This window comes from Kribbella sp. NBC_00662 (genome assembly GCF_041430295.1).
In the GTDB taxonomy this organism is placed as follows: domain Bacteria; phylum Actinomycetota; class Actinomycetes; order Propionibacteriales; family Kribbellaceae; genus Kribbella.
Map to the genome: position 1 here is coordinate 2,233,802 of NZ_CP109029.1, position 19,852 is coordinate 2,253,653.

Annotated in this window: 21 protein-coding genes; 9 read left to right on the top strand and 12 right to left on the bottom strand. The window is 69.0% G+C overall.

Annotated features, from left to right (window positions below; all coding sequences use genetic code 11):
- Nucleotides 1–76: 76 nt before the first annotated feature.
- Entirely contained in the window at nucleotides 77–904 is an 828-nt protein-coding gene (locus OHA10_RS11355) for an endonuclease/exonuclease/phosphatase family protein (protein ID WP_371406135.1), read from the bottom strand.
- Between the two features lie 250 nt (nucleotides 905–1,154).
- Here OHA10_RS11355 and OHA10_RS11360 point away from each other — a divergent pair, with 250 nt between their 5' ends.
- Nucleotides 1,155–1,802 carry a VanZ family protein gene (locus OHA10_RS11360; RefSeq protein WP_371406136.1) on the top strand — a complete coding sequence of 216 codons (648 nt, stop codon included), beginning with the start codon at nucleotides 1,155–1,157 and terminating at the stop codon, nucleotides 1,800–1,802.
- A 96-nt stretch (nucleotides 1,803–1,898) separates the two neighbouring features.
- Here OHA10_RS11360 and OHA10_RS11365 read toward each other — a convergent pair whose 3' ends face one another.
- A complete protein-coding gene (locus OHA10_RS11365; protein ID WP_371406137.1) occupies nucleotides 1,899–2,501 on the bottom strand; it encodes a pentapeptide repeat-containing protein in 603 nt (200 codons plus the stop codon).
- 112 nt (nucleotides 2,502–2,613) lie between these two features.
- On the opposite strand from OHA10_RS11365, the gene OHA10_RS11370 reads away from it, so the two are divergent.
- Nucleotides 2,614–3,504, top strand: a complete 891-nt coding sequence (locus OHA10_RS11370; protein WP_371406138.1) for an NAD-dependent epimerase/dehydratase family protein — start codon at nucleotides 2,614–2,616, stop codon at nucleotides 3,502–3,504.
- Between the two features lie 4 nt (nucleotides 3,505–3,508).
- Nucleotides 3,509–4,264 carry a protein phosphatase 2C domain-containing protein gene (locus OHA10_RS11375; RefSeq protein ID WP_371406139.1) on the top strand — a complete coding sequence of 252 codons (756 nt, stop codon included), beginning with the start codon at nucleotides 3,509–3,511 and terminating at the stop codon, nucleotides 4,262–4,264.
- Here OHA10_RS11375 and OHA10_RS11380 read toward each other — a convergent pair.
- The 3 genes from OHA10_RS11380 to OHA10_RS11390 are packed head-to-tail and all read right to left on the bottom strand — an operon-like array spanning nucleotide 4,252 to nucleotide 7,428.
- Nucleotides 4,252–5,205: a DUF4328 domain-containing protein gene (locus OHA10_RS11380; protein ID WP_371406140.1), complete on the bottom strand. Its 954-nt coding sequence runs from the start codon at nucleotides 5,203–5,205 to the stop codon at nucleotides 4,252–4,254. The genes OHA10_RS11375 and OHA10_RS11380 overlap by 13 nt on opposite strands.
- A 40-nt stretch (nucleotides 5,206–5,245) precedes the next feature.
- Entirely contained in the window at nucleotides 5,246–6,769 is a 1,524-nt protein-coding gene (locus tag OHA10_RS11385) for a glycerol-3-phosphate dehydrogenase/oxidase (protein ID WP_371406141.1), read from the bottom strand.
- Nucleotides 6,770–6,807: 38 nt separating this feature from the next.
- On the bottom strand, nucleotides 6,808–7,428 hold the full coding sequence (locus OHA10_RS11390) for a TetR/AcrR family transcriptional regulator (RefSeq protein WP_371406142.1): 621 nt from the start codon (nucleotides 7,426–7,428) through the stop codon (nucleotides 6,808–6,810).
- A gap of 118 nt (nucleotides 7,429–7,546) precedes the next feature.
- Between OHA10_RS11390 and OHA10_RS11395 the strand changes: the two genes are divergently transcribed.
- Genes OHA10_RS11395 through OHA10_RS11405 form a run of 3 tightly spaced genes read left to right on the top strand, consistent with a single transcriptional unit; the run spans nucleotide 7,547 to nucleotide 10,945 of the window.
- Entirely contained in the window at nucleotides 7,547–9,166 is a 1,620-nt protein-coding gene (locus OHA10_RS11395) for an FAD-binding oxidoreductase (protein ID WP_371406143.1), read from the top strand.
- Between the two features lie 58 nt (nucleotides 9,167–9,224).
- Nucleotides 9,225–9,944 (top strand): SDR family NAD(P)-dependent oxidoreductase, encoded by a 720-nt coding sequence (locus tag OHA10_RS11400; RefSeq protein WP_371406144.1) that lies wholly within the window; start codon nucleotides 9,225–9,227, stop codon nucleotides 9,942–9,944.
- The gene (locus OHA10_RS11405) at nucleotides 9,941–10,945 is read left to right on the top strand and encodes an S-adenosylmethionine:tRNA ribosyltransferase-isomerase (protein ID WP_371406145.1); all 1,005 of its coding nucleotides are present in this window, start codon (nucleotides 9,941–9,943) and stop codon (nucleotides 10,943–10,945) included. Before OHA10_RS11400 ends, OHA10_RS11405 begins: the two co-directional genes overlap by 4 nt.
- Here OHA10_RS11405 and OHA10_RS11410 read toward each other — a convergent pair.
- The 5 genes from OHA10_RS11410 to OHA10_RS11430 all read right to left on the bottom strand — a co-directional run bounded on the left by OHA10_RS11410 (nucleotide 10,942) and on the right by OHA10_RS11430 (nucleotide 14,542).
- Entirely contained in the window at nucleotides 10,942–11,667 is a 726-nt protein-coding gene (locus OHA10_RS11410) for an ABC transporter permease (protein ID WP_371406146.1), read from the bottom strand. The two genes, OHA10_RS11405 and OHA10_RS11410, sit on opposite strands and share 4 nt — an antisense overlap.
- Nucleotides 11,664–12,614 carry an ABC transporter ATP-binding protein gene (locus OHA10_RS11415; protein WP_371406147.1) on the bottom strand — a complete coding sequence of 317 codons (951 nt, stop codon included), beginning with the start codon at nucleotides 12,612–12,614 and terminating at the stop codon, nucleotides 11,664–11,666. The genes OHA10_RS11410 and OHA10_RS11415 overlap by 4 nt, the downstream gene beginning before the upstream one ends.
- Entirely contained in the window at nucleotides 12,611–12,805 is a 195-nt protein-coding gene (locus OHA10_RS11420; RefSeq protein ID WP_371406148.1) for a hypothetical protein, read from the bottom strand. Before OHA10_RS11420 ends, OHA10_RS11415 begins: the two co-directional genes overlap by 4 nt.
- 357 nt (nucleotides 12,806–13,162) lie before the next feature.
- Nucleotides 13,163–13,906 carry a rhomboid family intramembrane serine protease gene (locus OHA10_RS11425; RefSeq protein WP_371406149.1) on the bottom strand — a complete coding sequence of 248 codons (744 nt, stop codon included), beginning with the start codon at nucleotides 13,904–13,906 and terminating at the stop codon, nucleotides 13,163–13,165.
- Nucleotides 13,907–13,999: 93 nt separating this feature from the next.
- Nucleotides 14,000–14,542 carry a peptidylprolyl isomerase gene (locus OHA10_RS11430; protein WP_371406150.1) on the bottom strand — a complete coding sequence of 181 codons (543 nt, stop codon included), beginning with the start codon at nucleotides 14,540–14,542 and terminating at the stop codon, nucleotides 14,000–14,002.
- A 317-nt stretch (nucleotides 14,543–14,859) separates the two neighbouring features.
- On the opposite strand from OHA10_RS11430, the gene OHA10_RS11435 reads away from it, so the two are divergent.
- Nucleotides 14,860–15,744, top strand: coding sequence for a hypothetical protein (locus tag OHA10_RS11435; protein ID WP_371406151.1), 885 nt, complete (start codon nucleotides 14,860–14,862; stop codon nucleotides 15,742–15,744).
- A 61-nt stretch (nucleotides 15,745–15,805) separates the two neighbouring features.
- Here OHA10_RS11435 and OHA10_RS11440 read toward each other — a convergent pair whose 3' ends face one another.
- A complete protein-coding gene (locus tag OHA10_RS11440) occupies nucleotides 15,806–16,117 on the bottom strand; it encodes a hypothetical protein (RefSeq protein WP_371406152.1) in 312 nt (103 codons plus the stop codon).
- A gap of 131 nt (nucleotides 16,118–16,248) precedes the next feature.
- A complete protein-coding gene (locus OHA10_RS11445; protein ID WP_371406153.1) occupies nucleotides 16,249–16,722 on the bottom strand; it encodes a methylated-DNA--[protein]-cysteine S-methyltransferase in 474 nt (157 codons plus the stop codon).
- A gap of 109 nt (nucleotides 16,723–16,831) precedes the next feature.
- On the opposite strand from OHA10_RS11445, the gene OHA10_RS11450 reads away from it, so the two are divergent.
- Complete coding sequence (locus OHA10_RS11450) at nucleotides 16,832–17,557, top strand: DUF4328 domain-containing protein (protein WP_371406154.1); 726 nt, start codon at nucleotides 16,832–16,834, stop codon at nucleotides 17,555–17,557.
- Between the two features lie 229 nt (nucleotides 17,558–17,786).
- Nucleotides 17,787–19,841 (top strand): DUF4328 domain-containing protein, encoded by a 2,055-nt coding sequence (locus OHA10_RS11455; RefSeq protein WP_371406155.1) that lies wholly within the window; start codon nucleotides 17,787–17,789, stop codon nucleotides 19,839–19,841.
- The last annotated feature ends 11 nt before the right edge of the window (nucleotides 19,842–19,852 follow it).

A 19,852-nucleotide genomic window follows, 5' to 3' on the forward strand; every position in this document is an offset into this window, starting at 1 on the left:
ACTCTCCCGTTCCGGCCCCGGTCGGCACATCGCCCGGACAGCTCGAACCGACTCCACCGATCGGTTGATTCCCGGCTCAGGCTGCCCGGTGCCGCCAGCGGAAGTCACACACGACGGCCCGGTGGTCGGAGGGGTAGATGCCGTCGACGGCATCCCCTACGATCACGGCCGACTCGACGTTGACGAGCTGATCCTCGTGGCCGGGCCGGTAGAAGATGTGGTCGATCCGCTGGTCGACCAGCTCCGGGCCGGCCTCGAGCGGCGCCGAGGGATGGGTCGACGGCAGCGTCACCGCGTCCGGCGTACCGTCGCCGGCCACCCAGGCGTCGATCAGGACGTCGCGGAGCGGACGCAGTACGGCGCTGTCGGCCGCGGCGTTCAGATCGCCCATCACCAGCGAGGGACAGGGTCCATCGGCCGATGGGTCCGTGCCCAGGTCGGCGAGCAGTGCCGCCTGGGCCAGCCTGTCGTCGCTGAAGGTGGTCGCGTGCTCCAGGCACGACACCACGATCGGCAGCGGCCCCGCCGGATGAGCCACCCGGGTCCGCAGAACGACCGGATCCCAGGACCGATGGCGGGCCGGCAGCGGGATCGCGTCGTGCTCGGTGATCGGCCACCGGCTCAACAGCGCGACTCCGAGGTCGACGCCCTCGTGGTCCGGCGTCAGCACCGGATCGGGTGTTCGCGGGTACGACGGTGCCGCGAACACCGCCTGGAACCCGAGGGCCTCCGCGAACTCGTGGGCCTGCGTCGTCCCGTCGGCGCCCCAGACCTCCTGCAGCGCGATCACATCCGGATCGAACCGCTCGATCGTCGCCAGGATCCCCGGTTGCCGCTCCCGCCAGCGGGGACCGAACCGCCACCAGATGTTCCAGGTCATCGCGCGAAGCTGTGGATCGGCCACGGCTGCTCCTTCCGGCTCGGGTGCGGGATCCAGGTACCCAGCCGGCCCGGGCACGCACACGATCGTTGCCCCGAGCACCTTTCTTCCGTGACAGTTTGTGCACGGACTGTCACGGGGAGTTTGCGGCTGCGTGCAGATGTCCGGACAGGTCTGGCGGTGGTGTGAGCGGGCAGCAGATTGTCGAGTCAGGCAACGACATCGACGAGGAGAAGGTTCGAGGCAGCCGTCGACCACGGGAGGGTCCGGACGCGTGCTCGAGACTTATCGCGGTATCCCGCACTTGTTGGACACCTGGCTCGTGCTCACCGGCATGACCCTGCCGATCGCCCTTTCCGCCTTGCGGCGTCCGGGCGACCTGATGCCCCGGCTGGCCGCGTTCTGCATGCCGGCGGCGTTCGCGCTGATCATCGCGGCGACGCTCAGCCCGACCCCGCACCGCCTCAGCCAGATCGGCGAGTGCGGCACGCACCTGACCACGACCGGCGGGCTGACCTCGCTCCAGGGCCTGCTGAACATCCTGCTGTTCGTCCCGGCCGCGGGCATGCTCACGCTGGCCAGCGGCCGTCCGGGCGACGGCATCGCCGCCGGGGTCGGGATGTCGGCCGCGGTCGAGGCGGTACAGGCGCTGATCCCGCAGCTCGGGCGCTCGTGCCAGTTGCACGACCTGATCGCGAACTCGATCGGTGCCGTCTGCGGAGTGAGCCTTGCCGCGGGTCTGCAGAGCCTGACCCGGAGCCGCTACCTGGTGATGACCCCGCCGTACGTCGTCGAGCACGCGGCGCTGCTCGTCGTTCGATCTCGGCGCCCCGGCCGCCATCGCCGGGGAACCCTCGTCCCGGCGAACCGGCCGGGGACGCCGGTCAGATATCACAGAACGAACACACAGTTATCCGGATAGTTATCCACAGGTTGTGGATAGAACGGGGGATGACCGCGTGACTACCTGGGGATATCCACAGTGCCGATGCTTTCCCCGCCCCACCGCCCCGGTCGGTCAGGGCCGGACGTCCAACCCTAGCGAGGCGGCGACGACCATCGCCTGGGTCATGTCGATGCGTGCGTCCCGCAGCGTCACGGTCAGTGGATCGAGTGTCGACAGATCGGATCCGCGCAGGTCGGCGCCGGTCAGATCGGCCCGCTGGAGGCTGGCGCCGGACAGGTCGAGGTCCCGCAATGACGCCTTCGCGGCCCGGATCCCGGTCAGCTCCGCCTCGCGGAACTTCGCCCCGGTGAACTCGGTCCCCTTGAGGTCGGCACCCGGCAGCGCGGTGAACGACCAGTCCCCGCCGTTCACCTTCAGCAGGTTGTACGTGCAGTCGTCGAAGAAGCTGCCGACCATCTTGCAGCGGGTGAACGTCGTGTCGAACAGCGAGCACCGGACGAACGTGCAGTTCACGAACGCGGCGTCGGTGTGCGTCGAGGCGTTGAACCGGACGCCGCGGAACGTGCACTCCTCGAACACCCCGCCGTGGTTGTCCACCTCGGTCAGGTCGGAGTCGACGAACAGCACCCGCTGGTAGGTCTGCCCGGACGGGTCCGCGTCGTCCCAGTCCCGGATCGTCGACTCGGTCGGCACTCCCCGGCGTCGGTCGGCCATGGCTCTCCCTCGCTCGATCAGGGGCCCCAGCCTGTCACGCCGTACCGACACTGTGATGCTGACGACGGAGAACGGAGGGCGGACCGACAAGTACGGACCGCACGATGGAGGAGTGACCGGAACAGAGCGGGTGATGGTGTTCGGTGCCGGGGGCTTCCTCGGCGCCAGGATCTGCGCGCTGCTCGACGACCGCGGGATCGAGTACCGCGGCCTGAGCCGGACCCGGAGCGAGCCGTACCGGCGGTGCGACCTGACCACGATGCATCCGTACGCGCTGGACACCCAGATCGGGATGTACAAGCCGACAGTGGTCATCAACGCGGTCGGCGCCACGCTGGGCGAGCCCGCCGAGCTGGTCCGGGCGAACGTGATCGCGGTCGAGGCCCTGCTCGCCTCGGTCCGGGACAACGCCGGCCACGCCCGGTTCGTCCAGCTCGGCTCCGCAGCGGAGTACGGCGGTGCGCCGCACGGCACCAGCCTCGACGAGCAGACCGCTCCCCAGCCGCTCGGTCCGTACGGGCTGACCAAGCTGGCCGGCTCGGAGCTCGTCATGCGGGCCCAGCGCGGCGGCGCGGATGCCGTCGTACTGCGGATCTTCGACGTGATCGGTCCCGGAGCACCGGAAAGCACGCTCACCGGCAGGGTGCTCGAGGATCTCCGCTCGCGGCACCTGATCGAGGTCGGGTCGCTCGACGTATGGCGCGACTTCGTGGATGTGAGGGACGTGGCCGAGGCAGTGCTCGCGGTCGCCCTCGCGGATGCGACCCTGCCGCCGGTGCTGAACGTCGGGACCGGCCGGGCGACGCTCGCGCGCGACGTCGCCGGACAGCTGTTCGAGTTGAGCGGTCAGCCGGCGACGATCGTGGACGACGCCGACCAGGAGACCGCGCTCGGCGCACCCTGGCAGCAGGCCGACACGACCCTCATCGGCGAACAACTCGGGTGGTCGCCGAAGATCGCCCTCGACCAGTCCCTCGCGGACAGTTGGGCAGCTGGACAATAGGCCCGTGGAGATCCGCTCGATCAGTCAGGCCGCGCCGGATCGGCGACCACCAGCTGCCAACGAGGATCTCGTCCTGACCGGACCCGATTTCGCCGTCGTCCTCGACGGCGCCAGCGCTCCGCGGGTGTACGTCGACTCCGGCTGCCGGCACACGGTCGCCTGGCTGGTCATGCAGCTGGCGACGCACCTCGCGACCCCATTCCTGACCCACTCGGCCGCGCCACTCGCGGATCTCCTCGCCGACGCGATCACCGCGGTCCGCGCTTCCCACGCCGATACCTGCGATGTCAGCAACCCCGACAGCCCGTCGTCCACGGTCGCGATGGTGCGTTTCGACTCCGACCACATCGAGCATCTCGTCCTGGCCGACTCGCCCATCGTGATGCGATCACCCCAAGGCCGAATCACCGTCCACAGCGACGACCGCGTCGACCTTCTCCCCGACCGGACCCTCGAGACGGTACGGCGGCTGCGGAACCGGCCGGGCGGCTTCTGGGTGGCGAGCACCGAACCCGGAGCGGCGTACGAGGCGGTCACCGGCAGCACGGACCGGGTCGCCGTCGAGGCGATCGCGCTCCTGACCGACGGCGCGTCGCGCTACACCGAGCGGTACGGGCACTCGTGGGTCGAGCTGTTCGACGTACTCACGACCGAGGGACCGCGGCGGTTGATCGAGCGAGTGCGGCAGCACGACAGTGCGTCCGCGTTGAGCGGCAAGCGGTACGACGATGCGAGCGTCGTACTGCTTCAGGGGCCGTAGGTCGGGAAGTTCGGGCCCGGCCGGTGGTACCTCGGGGCGTACTGCGGGGGCCCGAGCGGTCGCGGCACGTCCTGGATCGGCGGCGGTGTGGCGCGGGCGTGCTGCCAATCGGTGACCTGGAGCATCAGGAACGACGCGGCGACAGCGGCCACGATCAGCAGGGCCGTCGCGACCGTGAAGCCGATGTCGACACCCAGCGCGACCCGGACCATGAAGTCCTGCATGTCGTAGATGTCGACGTACGGGCTGCTCGCGTCGCTGCTCTCCGACACCTGCACCAGGCGGATGAACCAGATGATGAACCCGATCATCGCGACCAGGCCACCGCCGACGAGGATCACCCAGAACGCGGTCCACGTCGCCCACCAGCTGTAGAGCAACGCGCGCACCCGGCCGGACCGAGGCGGGCCGGGAGGTTCGCTGGCCCTGGTGACGTCCTGGACGATCTGGAACGGGTACCAGAACTGCACGATCGGGCAGAACCACGCACCGACCACCCAGCCGGTCGCGTGCCGGTGCGGACCGCGCATCGGGTCAACCGGGACGGCGGGGCGTGGCGCGAACGGTGAGTGCAGGAAATCGGTGTTCTCCCGCGCCTGCCACAGCCAGATCAGGAAGGCGACCGCGGTGCCCAGCAGCAGATAGCTGACCAGGTTCAGCAGCGGGCCGGTGCCGGAGATCGACTCGACGCCGCGATCGATCTCCTCCTCGGAGAGCAGCCCGTACACGAGACGCTTGACCTCGTCGTACGACCGCCAGAGCACGACGGACTGGATCACCGCGGCGAGGCAGGTCAGTCCCATCAGCACGATGCTGACGATCGCGACCTTCCGCAACGGCCGGTACCGCGGCATGATCGGCGCCGGCTGGTACGGCATCGGCTGGTACGGAACCGGGTACGGCCACGGTCTGTTCTGCGGCCCCGGATTCGGCTGAGTCACCCCTTGCACCTCCCCGCAGCCAAGTTAACCCACACCCGACTCACACCGCGGCGAAAGTCTCCCGTACTGCGGGCAACGCCAGCTCCCGATCCGCAGCCGACAACCCGATCCGCGTCCGCCGGTCGAGTACGTCGTCCTCGGTCAGCGCGCCCTCGTGCCGGACCGCGAACCGCAGCTCGGCGTACGTCGTCCGCAGCCCCGGCGCGATCGGCTGCTGGAACTCCGGCGGACCGGCGATCACCTGCGGCGCCTCGACGCCGTACCGCTGGACGAACCGCGCCGGCGCCTTGACCGCGGCCAGCCGCACCCGGTCGGCCGCTCCCACCAGCGGGATCCGGTGCGTCTCGCAGGGCCGTCGTACGTCGAGGGACGACTGCTCGATCGCCTTGTCGAGGACGTCCTGCGCCATCCGGCGGTAGGTCGTCAGCTTGCCGCCGACGATCGTGACCACGCCGTCCGGGCTGGTGATCACCGCGTGCCGGCGGGAGATGTCCGCGGTCTTGTCCGCGCCCTTGTGGTGGCCCGTGTCGAGCAGGGGGCGAAGTCCGGCGTACGTGCCGAGCAGGTCTGCCCGGGTCACCGGCTGCTGCACGGCGGAGCTGATCGTGTTGAGCAGGAAGTCGATCTCGGCCTCGGTCGCGTGCGGTACGTCGTTCACCGGGCCGGGCGCGTCCTCGTCGGTCAGGCCGACGTACACCCGGTCGTCGGGGGCGGGGATCGCCATCACGACGCGGCGGAGCTCCCCCGGCACGGGCACGGTGAGGACGGCCGACAGGCCGCCGAAGACCGACTGCGGCAGCACCAGGTGGGTCCCGCGGCTCGGCCGGAGTTTGATGCCGGAGGCAACTTGATCCGCCCAGATCCCGGCCGCGTTGATCACCGTCCGGGCGTCCACGGTCAGCCGCTCGCCGGTCAGCTGGTCGACCAGGACCGCGCCGCGCCCGGTGACCTCGGTGGCGGCGACCCTGGTCAGGATGCGAGCGCCGTACTGCGCCGCGGTCCGCGCGATCGCTACGACGAGCCGTGCGTCGTCGTACAACTGGCCGTCCCAGGTGAGGAAACCGCCGCGCATGCCCTCGGGCTTGAGTGTCGGCGCGTACCGGAGGATCTCGGCCGAGCTGACCCGGCGGGAGTGCGGCAGGTAGTCGTCGCTGGTGCGCGCGACCGTGCGCAGGATGTCGCCGCCGAGGAACGCCGACCGCAGCAGCGCGGCCTGTGCGAACTTTGCCTGTGGCAACCATGGCGCGATCTGCGGGATCGGGTGGACCAGGTGCGGCGCGGTCGTCTTCATCAGGATGCCGCGCTCGACGGCGCTCTCGTACGCGATGCCGACGTGGCCGGACGCGAGGTACCGCAGGCCGCCGTGGACGAGCTTGGAGCTCCACCGGCTGGTGCCGAAGGCCAGGTCGTGCTTCTCCACCAGGGCAACCGTGAGTCCGCGGGCGGCCGCGTCCAGCGCCACGCCGGCGCCGGTGACGCCACCGCCGATGACGAGAACGTCCACGGCCTTCAGCGAGGCGAGCTCACGCGCACGGCGGGCGCCGTTCAGACTCGCGTTGCCCACGGCACTGAATTCCTTCCCCGCCCCACCGCCCCGGTCGATCATGGCACCAAGTACCTGGTCAGCATCGCGCGCAGCTCCTCGTCGAGCTTCGTGTACTCGTCCTTCTCCGCCATCACCGGCCCGGACACCGCGGACGCGAGCGAGACGAGGATGATCTGCCGGGCCAGCCAGACCGGGTCGCCGTCGCGGATCGAGCCGTCGGCCTGACCTTGGCGGATGCCTTCCTCGACCAGCGCGAGGTGCGCGACCGTGCTGCTGCCGCGACGCTCCAGCAGGTACGGCGTGAGGAACTCGGGGTCGAGCTCGATGATCTTGCGCATCAGCGGATGGACCCGGGTCTTCGCGACCACCTCGACGACACCCTCGACCAGGCGGGCGCGGCCGTCAGCGGCGTCCGGCTGGAAGGCCGAGACGAGCGCGATCGTCCACTCCCGCGTCATCAGGGCGGCGACCACGGCCTGCACGTTCGGCCAGCGGCGATAGAGGGTCGCGCGGGACACCTCCGCGTGCCGGGCGATATCGGCCATCGTCATCCGGCGCATCCCGATGGCCAGCAGCAACTCGTACGCCGCATCCAGGATCCGCTCTTCGCCGATCGCGTTCGCGGGCGTGGGACGGCTGCTGGTCTCTTGATCCGATTCGCTGCTACGCTGAGACATCACATGCCAAAGTGTATCAGCGACTTGGGCATCCCGGAACTGTCCAGGGGAGGTAGGAGCCAGGGGGTTCCACCTCCCCTGGACGCTACCTCGCAGAACCACCGAAAGGCAGCCACCGATGACCGAATCCGACCTCCCGGTGGCACAACTCACGCCCGGCCGCTGGGGTGACCCCGCTCACCGCGTGGAGGTCCCCGCCGCAGCCTTGGAAGCGCTCAAGCACCTAGGCGTCCACCGTCCCACGCCGCCGCCGTCGGACGGTGGTGGTCCGGCCGCCGCCCCGCGTGAGGGTGGACCCACCGGATCGGCCGCGGATGCACCCGCCGGGGCGGCGGCCCGACCTGAGCTGACCGGTGCGCAGCTCGCGTTCCTCAGCTCGGTTGTAGGACCTGAGCACGTCGCCTCTGACCTGGACACTCGGTGGGCGCACACCAGGGGCTACTCGACGACCGACCTGCTGCGATTCCGCGCCGGAGACACCTCGGACATGCCGGACGCAGTCGTCTACCCGTCGTCGCACGACGAGGTCGCCGCGTTGCTCGCGGGGTGCGCCGAGCACGACCTGGCCGTCGTGCCGTACTCCGGCGGGACCTCGGTCGTCGGCGGCCTCGCACCGACCCGACGGTTCGTCACGGTGGACCTGCGTCGCCTCGACCAACTGCTCGAGCTCGACGAGGTATCGAGGACGGCGACCCTGCAGGCCGGCGTCCGCGGCCCCGCCGCCGAACGCCTGCTCGCCGACCGCGGCTACACCCTCGGCCACTTCCCGCAGTCCTACGAGGGCGCCTCGATCGGCGGCTACGCAGCAGCCCGCTCCAGCGGCCAGTCCTCCGCCGGCTACGGCCGCTTCGACCAGATGGTCGTCGGCCTCACCCTCGCCACACCCCGCGGCACCGTCGAGCTCGGACGAGCGCCGATGTCCGCCGCCGGCCCGGACCTGCGCCAACTGATCCTCGGCTCCGAAGGCGCGTTCGGCATCATCACCTCGGTCGTCGTACGCATCCGCCCCCGCCCGACCGAGCGCCACTTCGAAGGCTGGCGGTTCGAGAACTTCGACGCCGGCCTCACCGCCGTACGACGGCTCGCGCAGGACGGCCCGCTCCCCACGGTCCTCCGCTTGTCCGACGAGGTGGAGACCGCGGTGAACCTCGCCGACCCCGACGTGCTCGGCGGTGGATCCGGCGGCGTGCTCGCGATCATCGGCTTCGACGGGCCGTACAACCAGGCGACCGCGGACGGGCTCACCGCAGCCGGAGGCCAGAACCTCGGCGAAGGCCCCGGCGAGACCTGGCGCACCGGCCGCTACCGCGCGCCGTACCTCCGCGACCCGCTCCTCGACGAAGGCGCCCTCGTCGAAACCCTTGAGACCGCCGCGTTCTGGTCCCGCATCCCCGCACTGAAGAGCGCTGTGACCGAATCTCTCGTCGGCGCACTGAGTGCGACCCCGCCGCTGGTCCTCTGCCACATCTCCCACGTGTACGAGACCGGCGCCTCGCTCTACTTCACCGTCGTCTGTGCCCAGTCCGACGACCCGGTCGAGCAGTGGCGCAGCGCGAAGTACGCCGCCAACCAGGCGATCGCCGACGCCGGCGGCACGATCTCCCACCACCACGGCGTCGGCACCGATCACCGTGCGGCGTACCACGCGGAGATCGGATCGCTCGCGGTCGAGGCGCTGCAAGCCGTCAAGCACACCTTCGACCCGGACGGTGTCCTCAACCCGGGCATCCTGATCTGACACCCTTGACATCTGACACCCTTGACTTCAAGTTTGCTTGAGGTATGACGGTGTCGGCATGACTCCTGATACCTCGAACCGTCCTGTCGCGCTGATCACCGGGGCGTCCGCCGGGCTGGGGCTCGCGCTGGCGCACGGGCTGGCCGATCGCGGGTGGACGCTGGTGATCGACGCACGAGGCGCCGGTCCGCTGAAGGACGCAGCCGATGCGCTCGCCAACCGCACCGACGTAGTCCCATTGGCCGGCGACGTCACCGACCCAGAGCACCGCTTCGACCTGGTCGACGTGGTGAACCAGCTCGGCCGCCTCGACCTGCTCATCAACAACGCCAGCTACCTCGGCCCCAGCCCACTGCAGGCAATCGCCGCAGCTGACCTCGACGAACTGCGTCGCGTCTACGAGGTCGACGTACTCGCCCCGATCGCTCTGACGCAGGCACTGCTCCCCGCACTGACCGCAGCGTCCGGAGTGCTGATCAACATCAGCTCCGACGCCGCAGTGGAGGCCTACGAGACCTGGGGTGGCTATGGCTCGGCCAAGGCCGCGCTGGACCACGCGACACGAGTACTGGCGGCCGAGCACCCCACGCTGTCCGTATACGCCGTCGATCCGGGCGATCTGCGTACTGCGATGCACCAGGCCGCGTTCCCGGGCGAGGACATCTCGGACCGGCCGGAGCCGGCGACCGTAGTACCCGCGTTCTTGAAGCTGCTCGACAGCCGGCCGGACAGTGGGCGCTACCGAGCGGCCGAGTTCGCGCCGGCGGTGACGTCGTGAAAGTGCATCCACACACCAGGTTCGTCCTACCGGACGCACTGAACGCCGGCGAACCACCGGAGGCCCGCGGCCTGCGGCGGGACCAGGTGAAGCTGCTGGTCGCGGAGGGGTCGACCATCGCGCACACCCGGTTCGACCGGATCGGTGAGCACCTCCGGCCCGGAGACCTGTTGCTGGTCAACACTTCCGGCACACTGCCCGCCGCCGTCGACGGTCCGTCGGTCACCGTGCACTTCTCGACCGCACTCGACGACGGCACCTGGGTGGTCGAGTTGCGCGACGGCGGCTCACCGAAGTTCGACGGTACGGCGGGACAGCAGGTGGAGCTGCCGGAGGGCGTGCTGACGCTGCTGGCGCCGTACCAGTCGGGGAGCAACCGCTTGTGGATCGCCAGGCCGCCTGTGCCCGACGTACTCGGCTATCTGCAGCGGCAGGGGCGTCCGATCACCTACGACTACGTCGGCAAGCGGTGGCCGTTGGCGGCGTACCAGACCGTCTTTGCGCGCGAACCGGGCAGTGCGGAGATGCCGAGCGCGGCCAGGCCGTTCAGCTTCGAGCTGGTGAGCCATCTGGCGTCGCAGGGCGTACTGATCGCGCCGATCCTGTTGCACTGTGGCGTTTCCTCGCTGGAGAGCCACGAACCACCACAGCCCGAGCGGTACGACGTACCTGCGCACACTGCCCGTTTGGTGAACTGGGTCAAGGCAAACGGTGGACGGGTGATCGCAGTGGGCACCACTGCTGTCCGGGCGATCGAGTCGGCGGCCGATACGTCAGTCAGCGCTTCGCAGGGGTGGACCGACCTGGTCCTCAGCCCGGACCGGCCGTCGCAGGTCGTCGACGGGCTCATCACTGGCTGGCATGCGCCCGAGGCCTCGCATCTGCTGTTGCTGGAGTCGGTTGCCGGGACGGAGTTGGTGCAGCGCGCGTACGACGCCGCCGTACAGGAGAAGTATCTGTGGCACGAGTTCGGGGACAGCTGTCTGTTGCTGCGGGGCTAGGCCTTCGTACCGGTGATCAGGCGCTCGCGATCGAAGAGCGCCGAGGCGACCCGCCATCCGACGCGGTTCAACACGATCAGAACTGCTGCGGCGATGACGGCTGTCAGCAGGGACACCTCGATGACGTTGAGCGCGATCAGGACGGCCACAGCGACTGACGGCAGGCTGGCGACGGTTGAGAGCTGCTGGGCGACGCGGACGTCGTTGGAGCGGGTGGAGATCACTATGGCGACCCAGATCGACCACCCGGCCAGCAGCGGTGTGAACACCACTTGGGCGACCACGTCGGACGGATGGATGAGGGCCGCGGCCACGCCGGGTTGGGCGAAGAGTTCGACGCAGATCAGGAACAGGGCGAAGACGGCGTACGCGACGATGCCCGCGGGGACGAACGTGGCCAGGGCCTTGCCGAGCAGCAGTTCCTCGCGGCGGATCGGTGTGGTCAGGAGGGGCTCCAGCGTCCCTTGCTCGCGTTCGCCGACCACGGAGTACGAGGCGACCAGGGACGGCACGAGGGCCGGGATGCCGAGCATGTACAGCAGCACGTGCTCGTGCCGTAGCGGCTCCGAGGCCGACGACGTCAGCGTGAAGACGGCGACCAGGGGCTGGATCGAGAAGACGATCGGAATGATGGCCATCCCAACGACCATGGAGCGGTTCCGCCGGAACTCGCGGAGTTCCTTGGTGACGATCGCGCGGACCAGCCTGGTGTTGATACTCATGCCGGTACGTCGTTCGTGACGAGCTCGAGGTAGACGTCCTCGAGCGAATGGTGCGATGGGCTGATCGACAGCACGTCCGCGTCGGCCCTCACCAGCGCGCGGGTGACGGCCGGCGCGGCGAGCCCCGGATCCGCCACGGTCAGCACGTACGTCGAGGGCGTGTCCTCGTGCCAGTTGGTGACGCCGGCGACGTCGAGGAAGACGCGGTCGGGTGCGGCGAGGCGGGTCGCCGTACGGACGGTGAGGGTGCGGGCGAAGAGCTCGTCACGCAACTGGTCGGGGCGGCCGATGGTGCGCAGTGTCGTGTTGAGGATGGCGACGCGGTCGCAGAGGCGCTCGGCTTCGTCCAGCCGGTGGGTGGTGAGGAAGATCGTGACGCCGCGCTGACGGAGGTCGTCGATCAGGTCGTGGACACCGCGGGCCGCGACCGGATCGAGTCCGGAGGTCGGCTCGTCCAGGAAGAGGACTTGCGGATCGTTGAGCAGCGCGCGGGCCAGTGCGACTCGTTGCCGAAGGCCCTTCGACAGGGCGCCGCAGGTGTCGTTCGCCCGGTCGGTCAGGTCTACTGCACTCAGTACCTGATCGATGCGTTTGGTTGCCTCGGGCACCTGGTAGAGGTCGCCGAAGCAGCGCAGGTTCTCGAGCACGGTCAGACGGAGGTACAGGCCCGGTGACTCGGGCATGATCGAGATGCGTCGGCGGATCTCGACGCCGTTGTCCGGGGTCAGCGGAAGTCCGGCGACGGTGGCGTTGCCGGATGTCGGTGTGAGGAGGGTGCCCAGGGTCCGTACGGTCGTTGTCTTGCCGGCGCCGTTCGGTCCGAGGAAGCCGAAGACCTCGCCGTACCCGATCTCGAACGAGACGTCCTCGAACGCCACCCGGTCGCCGAAGTGTTTGCTCAGCCGATCGGCCGATAACGCCGGTGCGGTCGGGCGGGTGTCGGTCACGAGCGTTCGAGGCGGCCGACTTCCGGCCGTGCCGATCCGCCGGCGACGTTGGCGACGACCGCCATCCGTCCGGTCAGGGTGAACGTGCGGATGTCACGTTCCGGCGTACGGGTGAAGTCCCACAGACAGTAGCCCCAGAGGACGACCGCCATGATCGTGACCATCAGTGGTCCGGTCGATATGGCGTCCATACCGTCCATGATTCCACCGCGTGAGTGAAAATCGTCCCCGCTCAGCGCGACCGGGTAGCGACGACCGCCTCGTTCGCCCGGCGTTCCGGGGTTTTCCGGCTCGGTTCACGATCGAGCGAACTGATCCAACTGACCGACTCCGCCGCCCGCCCGACCGGATGCCGCTCATTCCCGGGCCGAGCTCGCTTGTCCACCGCACGTGGGCTCATAACAGTCCTAACCACTTCGGTCCCCCGTCGGGACGTCACCTGATTAGACGAGTACTTCCCCCCACCTGTCACCCCTTTTAACCCAACCGAACAGAAGTTGTGGCCTAGGCCGTTTAACTTTCTCCCACCCGGCCGCACCGCGATGGGCCTACGCGGCTTGTTTGTTGCGGCGTTTGTGGTTGGAGAGTTGCAGGAAGATCCACGCCAGCGCGGCGCCGACGATGAAGCCGCCGAGGTGGCCTTGCCAGGAGACGTTGGGGATGGCGAAGGACAGTACGGCGGTGATCGCGACGTACGCGATGATCCAGGTGATGTCGAGCCCGCGGGCGCGGCTGATCACCAGGAGGGCGCCGACCAGGCCGAGGACTGCGCCGGACGCACCGAGTGTCGCCGAACCAGGAGCGGCGAGGATCCACACCGCGACGCTGCCGCCGAGCGCCGACAGTAGATAGAGCACGGTGAAGCGGAGCCGGCCCAGCATCTGTTCGAGCGGCGGACCCAGCTGCCAGAGCATGAACAGGTTCGAGAAGATGTGGAAGATCTGCACGTGGGTGAACGCCGACGTGAGCAGCCGCCACGGCTCGCTCTCCGTCAGCACCGGCACCATCACCAGGTCCTGCAGGATCTTTGGGCTGCCGACGTGTACGGCGATGAACACCAGCACGTTCAGCGCCAGGATCGTGTACGTGACGACGCTCTGGTTGGCGCGCTGGATGCCGCCGAGCGAGGTCCTGGTCCGCGGGACCGAGCGGACGCCCTCGTTGAAGCAGGTCGGGCACTGGAAGCCGACGGCGGCGCTGTTCATGCAGGACGGGCAGATCGGCCGGTCACAGCGCTGGCAGCGCACCCCGGCGGGCCGATCCGGGTGCCGGTAGCAGACGGTGTCGGTCACGCGGGTGCGTCCTCCCCAGGAAGCTGCGGGGCCGACGGCGTACCGGCGGCCCCGCGGGAAAGTTGAGTGTCCAGCAAGCGCCCCAGCTCGGCGCTAGGCGTTCTTGCGCTCGATGACGACCTTGTTGATGACGATCGGCTCGAGCGGCCGGTCGCCGGGTGCGGTGTCGGCGGTCGCGATCGAGTCGACGACCTTCTTCGACTCGTCGTCGGCCACCTCGCCGAAGATCGTGTGCTTGCGGTTCAGGTGCGGCGTCGGTACGACGGTCACGAAGAACTGCGAGCCGTTGGTGCCGTGGCCGTACTGGATGCCGGCGTTGGCCATCGCGAGCAGGTACGGACGGTCGAACTGGAGCTCGGGGTGGATCTCGTCGTCGAACTGGTACCCCGGCGTGCCGGTGCCGGTGCCGAGCGGGCAGCCGCCCTGGATCATGAACCCGTCGATCACCCGGTGGAACGTGAGGCCGTCGTAGAACGGCTTGTTCGTCGGCTGACCGGTCTGGGGGTCGGTCCACTCCTTGCTGCCGTCGGCCAGGCCGACGAAGTTGCTCACCGTCGCCGGCGCGTGGTTCGGGAACAACCTGATGACGACGTCGCCCTTGTTCGTCTGCAGGGTTGCGTACAGCTCTTCGGCCACGGGAGTCACTCCTAGTCGGAAAATGCGGATTACACACTCGATCCTGTCATGCCGTTCAAAGAAAAGAACAAACAACCCGCCCCTCGCTCCGCTCGGGCCGGGAGGAGAGGGCGGCCGCCCCCCGGGGTGGGGACGATGCGGGGGCGGGGGTGTGGGGGATGTGTGGGAAAGGTGGGGTGGGGCACAGGGTTATCGGGTTGTGACGTCGTACGATGCAGATGCAGCCGGATTTGTCCAGAGCCGTAACCGGAAATTGCCCATGTCGCCGATGGGCGGGAGAGCTGTCCGCTGGGGCGGGTGGCACCGAGGAGGGAACCGTGGGTTTGAGGAAGTCCAAGGGCCGGGTCGAGGTCGCGAAGGACCGGGTCCGGCCATTCGCCGAGTCGGCGTCGGAGAAGCTCGGACCGGCCGTCGGCCAGGTCCGGGAACACCTCGGGCCGGCTGTGGGCACCGCACGGGAGAAGGTGTCGCCGTACGCCGAGAAGGCTGTCGAGCGGGGCGCGCACCTCGCCCACCAGGCGGTCGAGAAGGCCGGTCCGGTGCTCGACGACGCCCTCGCCAAGGTCGGCCCGGCCACCGAGTACGCGGCCGAGAAGGCCCGCGGCCGGCTGAACGACGACGTCCTGCCGAAGGTGACCGCCGCGCTGGCGACCCTCGCGGCCGCCGCCGAGCCGGTCGTCGAAGAGACCGCCCGCCGCGGCAAGGCCACCAAGGCCGCGCTCAAGGGCGAGCTCGAGGTGCCGAAGAAGAGCCACAAGCTCCGCAACGTGGTCCTGTTCCTGGGTCTCGGCGCTCTCGCCGCGGCAGCGGTGAAGAAGCTGCTGACCCCGCCGGAGCCGGCCTGGCAGTCCACCCCGACCAGCGGCCGCGACTACAGCTCCGCCCCGGCCGGTACGACGTCACGCCCGGCCGACACGTCCACGTCGTCCACGTCGTCCACATCGTCCACATCGTCGACGTCGTCCAACGGCAAGACCGAGTCGAACGGCAAGACCGACACGAAGCCGGACGCCGCGAAGCCGGAGGCCCCGAAGGCCGAGACGAAGCCGGAGACCAAGCCGGACGCCAAGCCGGACGTCACGCCGGACGCCAAGGCCGACGAGGCCAAGGACGAGGTCAAGGCCGCGTCGAACGGCGCCGTGAAGAAGACCACCACCAGGAAGTCGACGGGCTCGACCGAGTCCAAGCCCACCGACTCCTGACTCCACCGCAACGGCGAAGGTCCCGCACCCGGCAGGGTGCGGGACCTTCGTCTTTCAGCACTCAGTTCGGCTGTGGCTCCGCGTCGGCCTTGGCGATCGTGTAACGACCGGCCGACAGCAGTTGGGTGGCGTACCGATGGGTGATGCACGGGTACGTGCCGCCGCAGCTCAGGCAGACCGCGTCGTTGCGGTGCAACCAGGGAACGACCTTGAAGCGCCTGATCCAGGTCATCGGCTCCCGGTCCGGAGCATGCATCTTCAGCGCCGCGCGAGCAGCGTCCTGGATCTCGGGGGCCGACCAGTCCTCGGCGCTCTTGTCCATCAGGGCACTGAGGTCGGGGTGGAGGTGGTCAGTGGTGCGGTCTTTGTTCATTTGTATGTCTTCCAAGGCAGGTGGGAGGACGCCTTTAATCAGTCGCTTCAAACGTTAGTGCCCCGGCACTCCCACCGCGCCCCGATCGGCCCCGATCGAGTGTCAGATCTTCGTCAGGTCTGCGCGCGGGCTCAGGTCCACAGCGTCTCGAGCGTGACCCGCGCTTCCAGCTCGAGCAGATGCCGCTTGGTCGGGATACCGCCGCCGAAGCCGACCATCTTGCCGCCGGCGCCGACGACCCGGTGACAGGGCACCACGATCGCGATCGGGTTCCGGTTGCAGGCGGTGCCGACGGCGCGGGCCGCGCCGGCGTCGCCGACGATCTTCGCGACGTCGCCGTACGTCTGCATCTCGCCGTACGGGATGCGGGTCAGCTGGGTCCAGACCGCGCGCTCGAAGTCGGATCCGCCGCGGACGGACAGCGGCAGCGTGAACTCCTGGAGCTCGCCGGCGAAGTACGCCTTCAGTTGCTCGGCGGCCTCGGTCAGCAACGGGTCGGTCTCGACCGGACGGTCGGCCGCACCGAAGTGCAGCCGGCACAGCCCGGTGTCGTCGACCGCCAGGGTCAGATCGCCGATGGGCGAATCGATCACGGACCAGCGCATGCCACCATCCTCCCGCCGGCCACCGACAGTTTCTGGCGGAAATGCGCCACCGACCGATGACAACGTGATGTTCTCGCCCGGTCACGCGGTGTTGTGCTATGTGTGATCCATGCCGAGCCAGGCGTCACAAGTACCGCTGGACCGGTGGTTCAGTTCTGAGCGGCCGATGGGCGTCAGCGCGTCGATCCTGATCGGACTGGTCACGGTCACCGCGTGGGCGACCGCATGGTCCGACTGGTACTCGTACCGCACGCTCAAGACGTACGGCGCCGACCCGGACAAACTGGACGAGGCCGACCTGATCTCGGGCTCACTCGGCATCATCTCCGCGCTCGCGCTGTTCGCGGCCGCGGCGGTGTTCATCATCTGGCTCTGGCGGGTCCGGTGGAACGCGGAGATGTTCTGCCGCGGCCAGCACCGCTTCACCCGCGGCTGGGTGCTCGGCTGCTGGCTCGTCCCGGTGGTGAACCTCTGGTACCCCAAGCAGGTCGTCGACGACATCGTCGCGGCCAGCGACCCGCGCACCGATCCCCACACACCGAGCCTGAAGGAGATCCCGGGCACCCAGTTGGTCTGGGCCTGGTGGATCACCTGGGTGATCGGACTGGTCACCGGAAATATCGTGCAGAGAGGTGTACTCGCCGGCGCGTCGCAGCTGGGAGACCTGCGGACGAACGTCATACTGTCCTCCGTCTCAGCGCTGTTCACCACCGGCGCGGCCGTGCTCGCGGTGATCCTGATCCAGCGGATCGACGAACTGCAGAGCATGCGGCCATGGGTGCCGTGGTGGGCGGTCGGGACACCGCACAACGGCTACCAACCTCCTGCGCGGTAAACCAAACCGTCACGCCCCGTCGAATGCCTCGTTACCTTTGGTGATGGGCGTACGAAAAGAACACGTTAAGTCGACACCCTCCGTGCTGGGGCCGGCTCCCTTGGCGTACCTACTTCGTGGTATCAATGTGGCTCGGTCATGCGGGGGCAGGACCTGGCCGAAGCGCCGAACAGACGACGGAGTTCCAGCGACGCGAGGGACGCGAGACGTGAGCCACCCGCAGGCATTAATGACTGCTGTCGACGATCAGGAAGAGTGGCAGCCGCACGCGGCTGAAGAGTTCCAGCAGGTCGGGACGGTCGGGAAGATCGCCATCGGACTGCTCGGCGCGTCGACGGTCACCCACCTGCTGTCCACCTGGTCGGACTGGAACACCTACTCCGTCGTCCACCGCTACCTCGGCGGGATGCCGAACGTCGACGACGCGGATCTCAACCGCGCCGATGCCATCGCCAAGGTCACCGCGATCCCGAACGTGATCATCTCGGTCGCCGCCGCGGTCGTCTTCGTCATCTGGCTCTGGCGGGCCCGGGTCAACTCCGAGGTCTTCTGCCAGGCCGACCATCGCCGCAGCCACGGCTGGGTGCTGGCGAGCTGGTTCTGCCCCGGTCCGAATCTCTGGTATCCCAAGCAGATCGTCGACGACGTCTGGCTCGCGAGCGACCCGAAGACCCCTGTCTACGCGGATGACCTGCGCCGGTTCAGGACTCCTGGCCTCACCTCGGTGTGGTGGGTGGCCTGGATCGGCGCTCTTGCGTTCGACGTGGTCGTCCGCCGGTTCCTGATGTGGATGGAAGCGACCGTCGGCTCGCTCCGCGGGATCGCCCTGGCAGGTACGGCGTCCCTCGTGCTGACTGCGGTGTCCGCGGTCGCGGCGACGATGGTGATCCGCAAGATCAACCACATGCAGACCACCCGCAAGTGGGTGCCGTGGTGGGACCAGGCGCCGAAGCTGAGCGCCGTCCCGTCGTACGAGGTGACCCAGGTTCCGTCGTACGCGAACGACGACACCGACGAGCAGCCGGCGATCTCCGAGCCGATCGCCGCGTCGCCGTCGGTGGGTCTGATCCGCGAGCCGCAGCCGCAGCTGCAGATGGCCGGCGGTCCTCAGGCCCCGGCCGGTAGCCCGTTCGCTCCGCAGGCTCCCGCGCCGAGCCCGTTCGCGCCGGCCGCCCCGACCGTGCCCGCCGCGCCGCAGGGCTTCCCGGGTGACGGCGTCGCCGCACCGGCCGCGTTCGCTGGCGACCCGGTCGTCGAGGAGCCGCCGAAGTGGAGCCCGTTCGCGCCGGTCATCGAGAGCTGGCAGGACAACGACGCCGGTCCGGCCACCGAGCAGTTCAGCCCGATCGAGTCCTGGCGGGACGAGAAGCCGGCCGCCGAGACGACGTACGAGGCGCCGTCCTGGAGCGACTACCGCAGCAGCGACGACGTCCTCGGTACGACGAGTACGACGAGCAGTTGGCTCGACGAGGCCGCGCCGATGACCGTCGTCCAGCCCGACCCGTACGCGTACCAGCCGCAGCCCGAACCGCAGCAGCCCGCTGCCGAGGAGCCGTGGGCCGCGCGCTACTCCGAGCCGTACTCCTACGAGACCGACTACACGTCCTCCCCCGTGGAGGCGCAGACCGCACCCGAGCCTGAGCCCGCGCCAGTTGCGCGCGCCGGACGCCGGGCCGCTCGGGTCGCGGTCGACAGTCCGTCGGCGATCCAGCCGGCCGTCGATAACCACTCCACGCACGCTGCGGAGTCCGAGCACATCAGCTACTCGTCGTACTCCGACCACGGCGTCTACGGCCAGTCCGAGCACACGCAGCCGTCGTCGCACGTGTCGGCGTCCTCCGGCTACTACGAGCCGGCCCCGGCGTACCAGGAGCCGGAGCAGGACGACTTCCTGACGCCGTCGAAGCCGCTCCCGCCGGTCCCGTCGTACGGTCCGGAGCCGACGTACTCGTCCAACAACGACGAGTACACGAGCTACGAGACGCCGTACACCTCGGACTACTCGCCGTACAGCTCGGAGTACAGCAGCAACAGCTACAGCTCGAGCAACTACGAGTACGACGCCTACAGCAGCAACACGGGGTCGGAGTACACCAGCACCGAGTCGTATGAGACGTACAGCCCGAACTACGCGTCGGAGTCGTACGGCTCGCAGTACTCGCCGGAGCCGGAGCAGACCGAGTACCAGCAGCAGACGCCGTACTCGTACGAGCAGCAGCCGACCGACGACCCCGAGCAGCCGACCCCGCCGCGCACCCAGCCGCGCCGTGGCCGCTGGGTCTGATCTGATAGCTG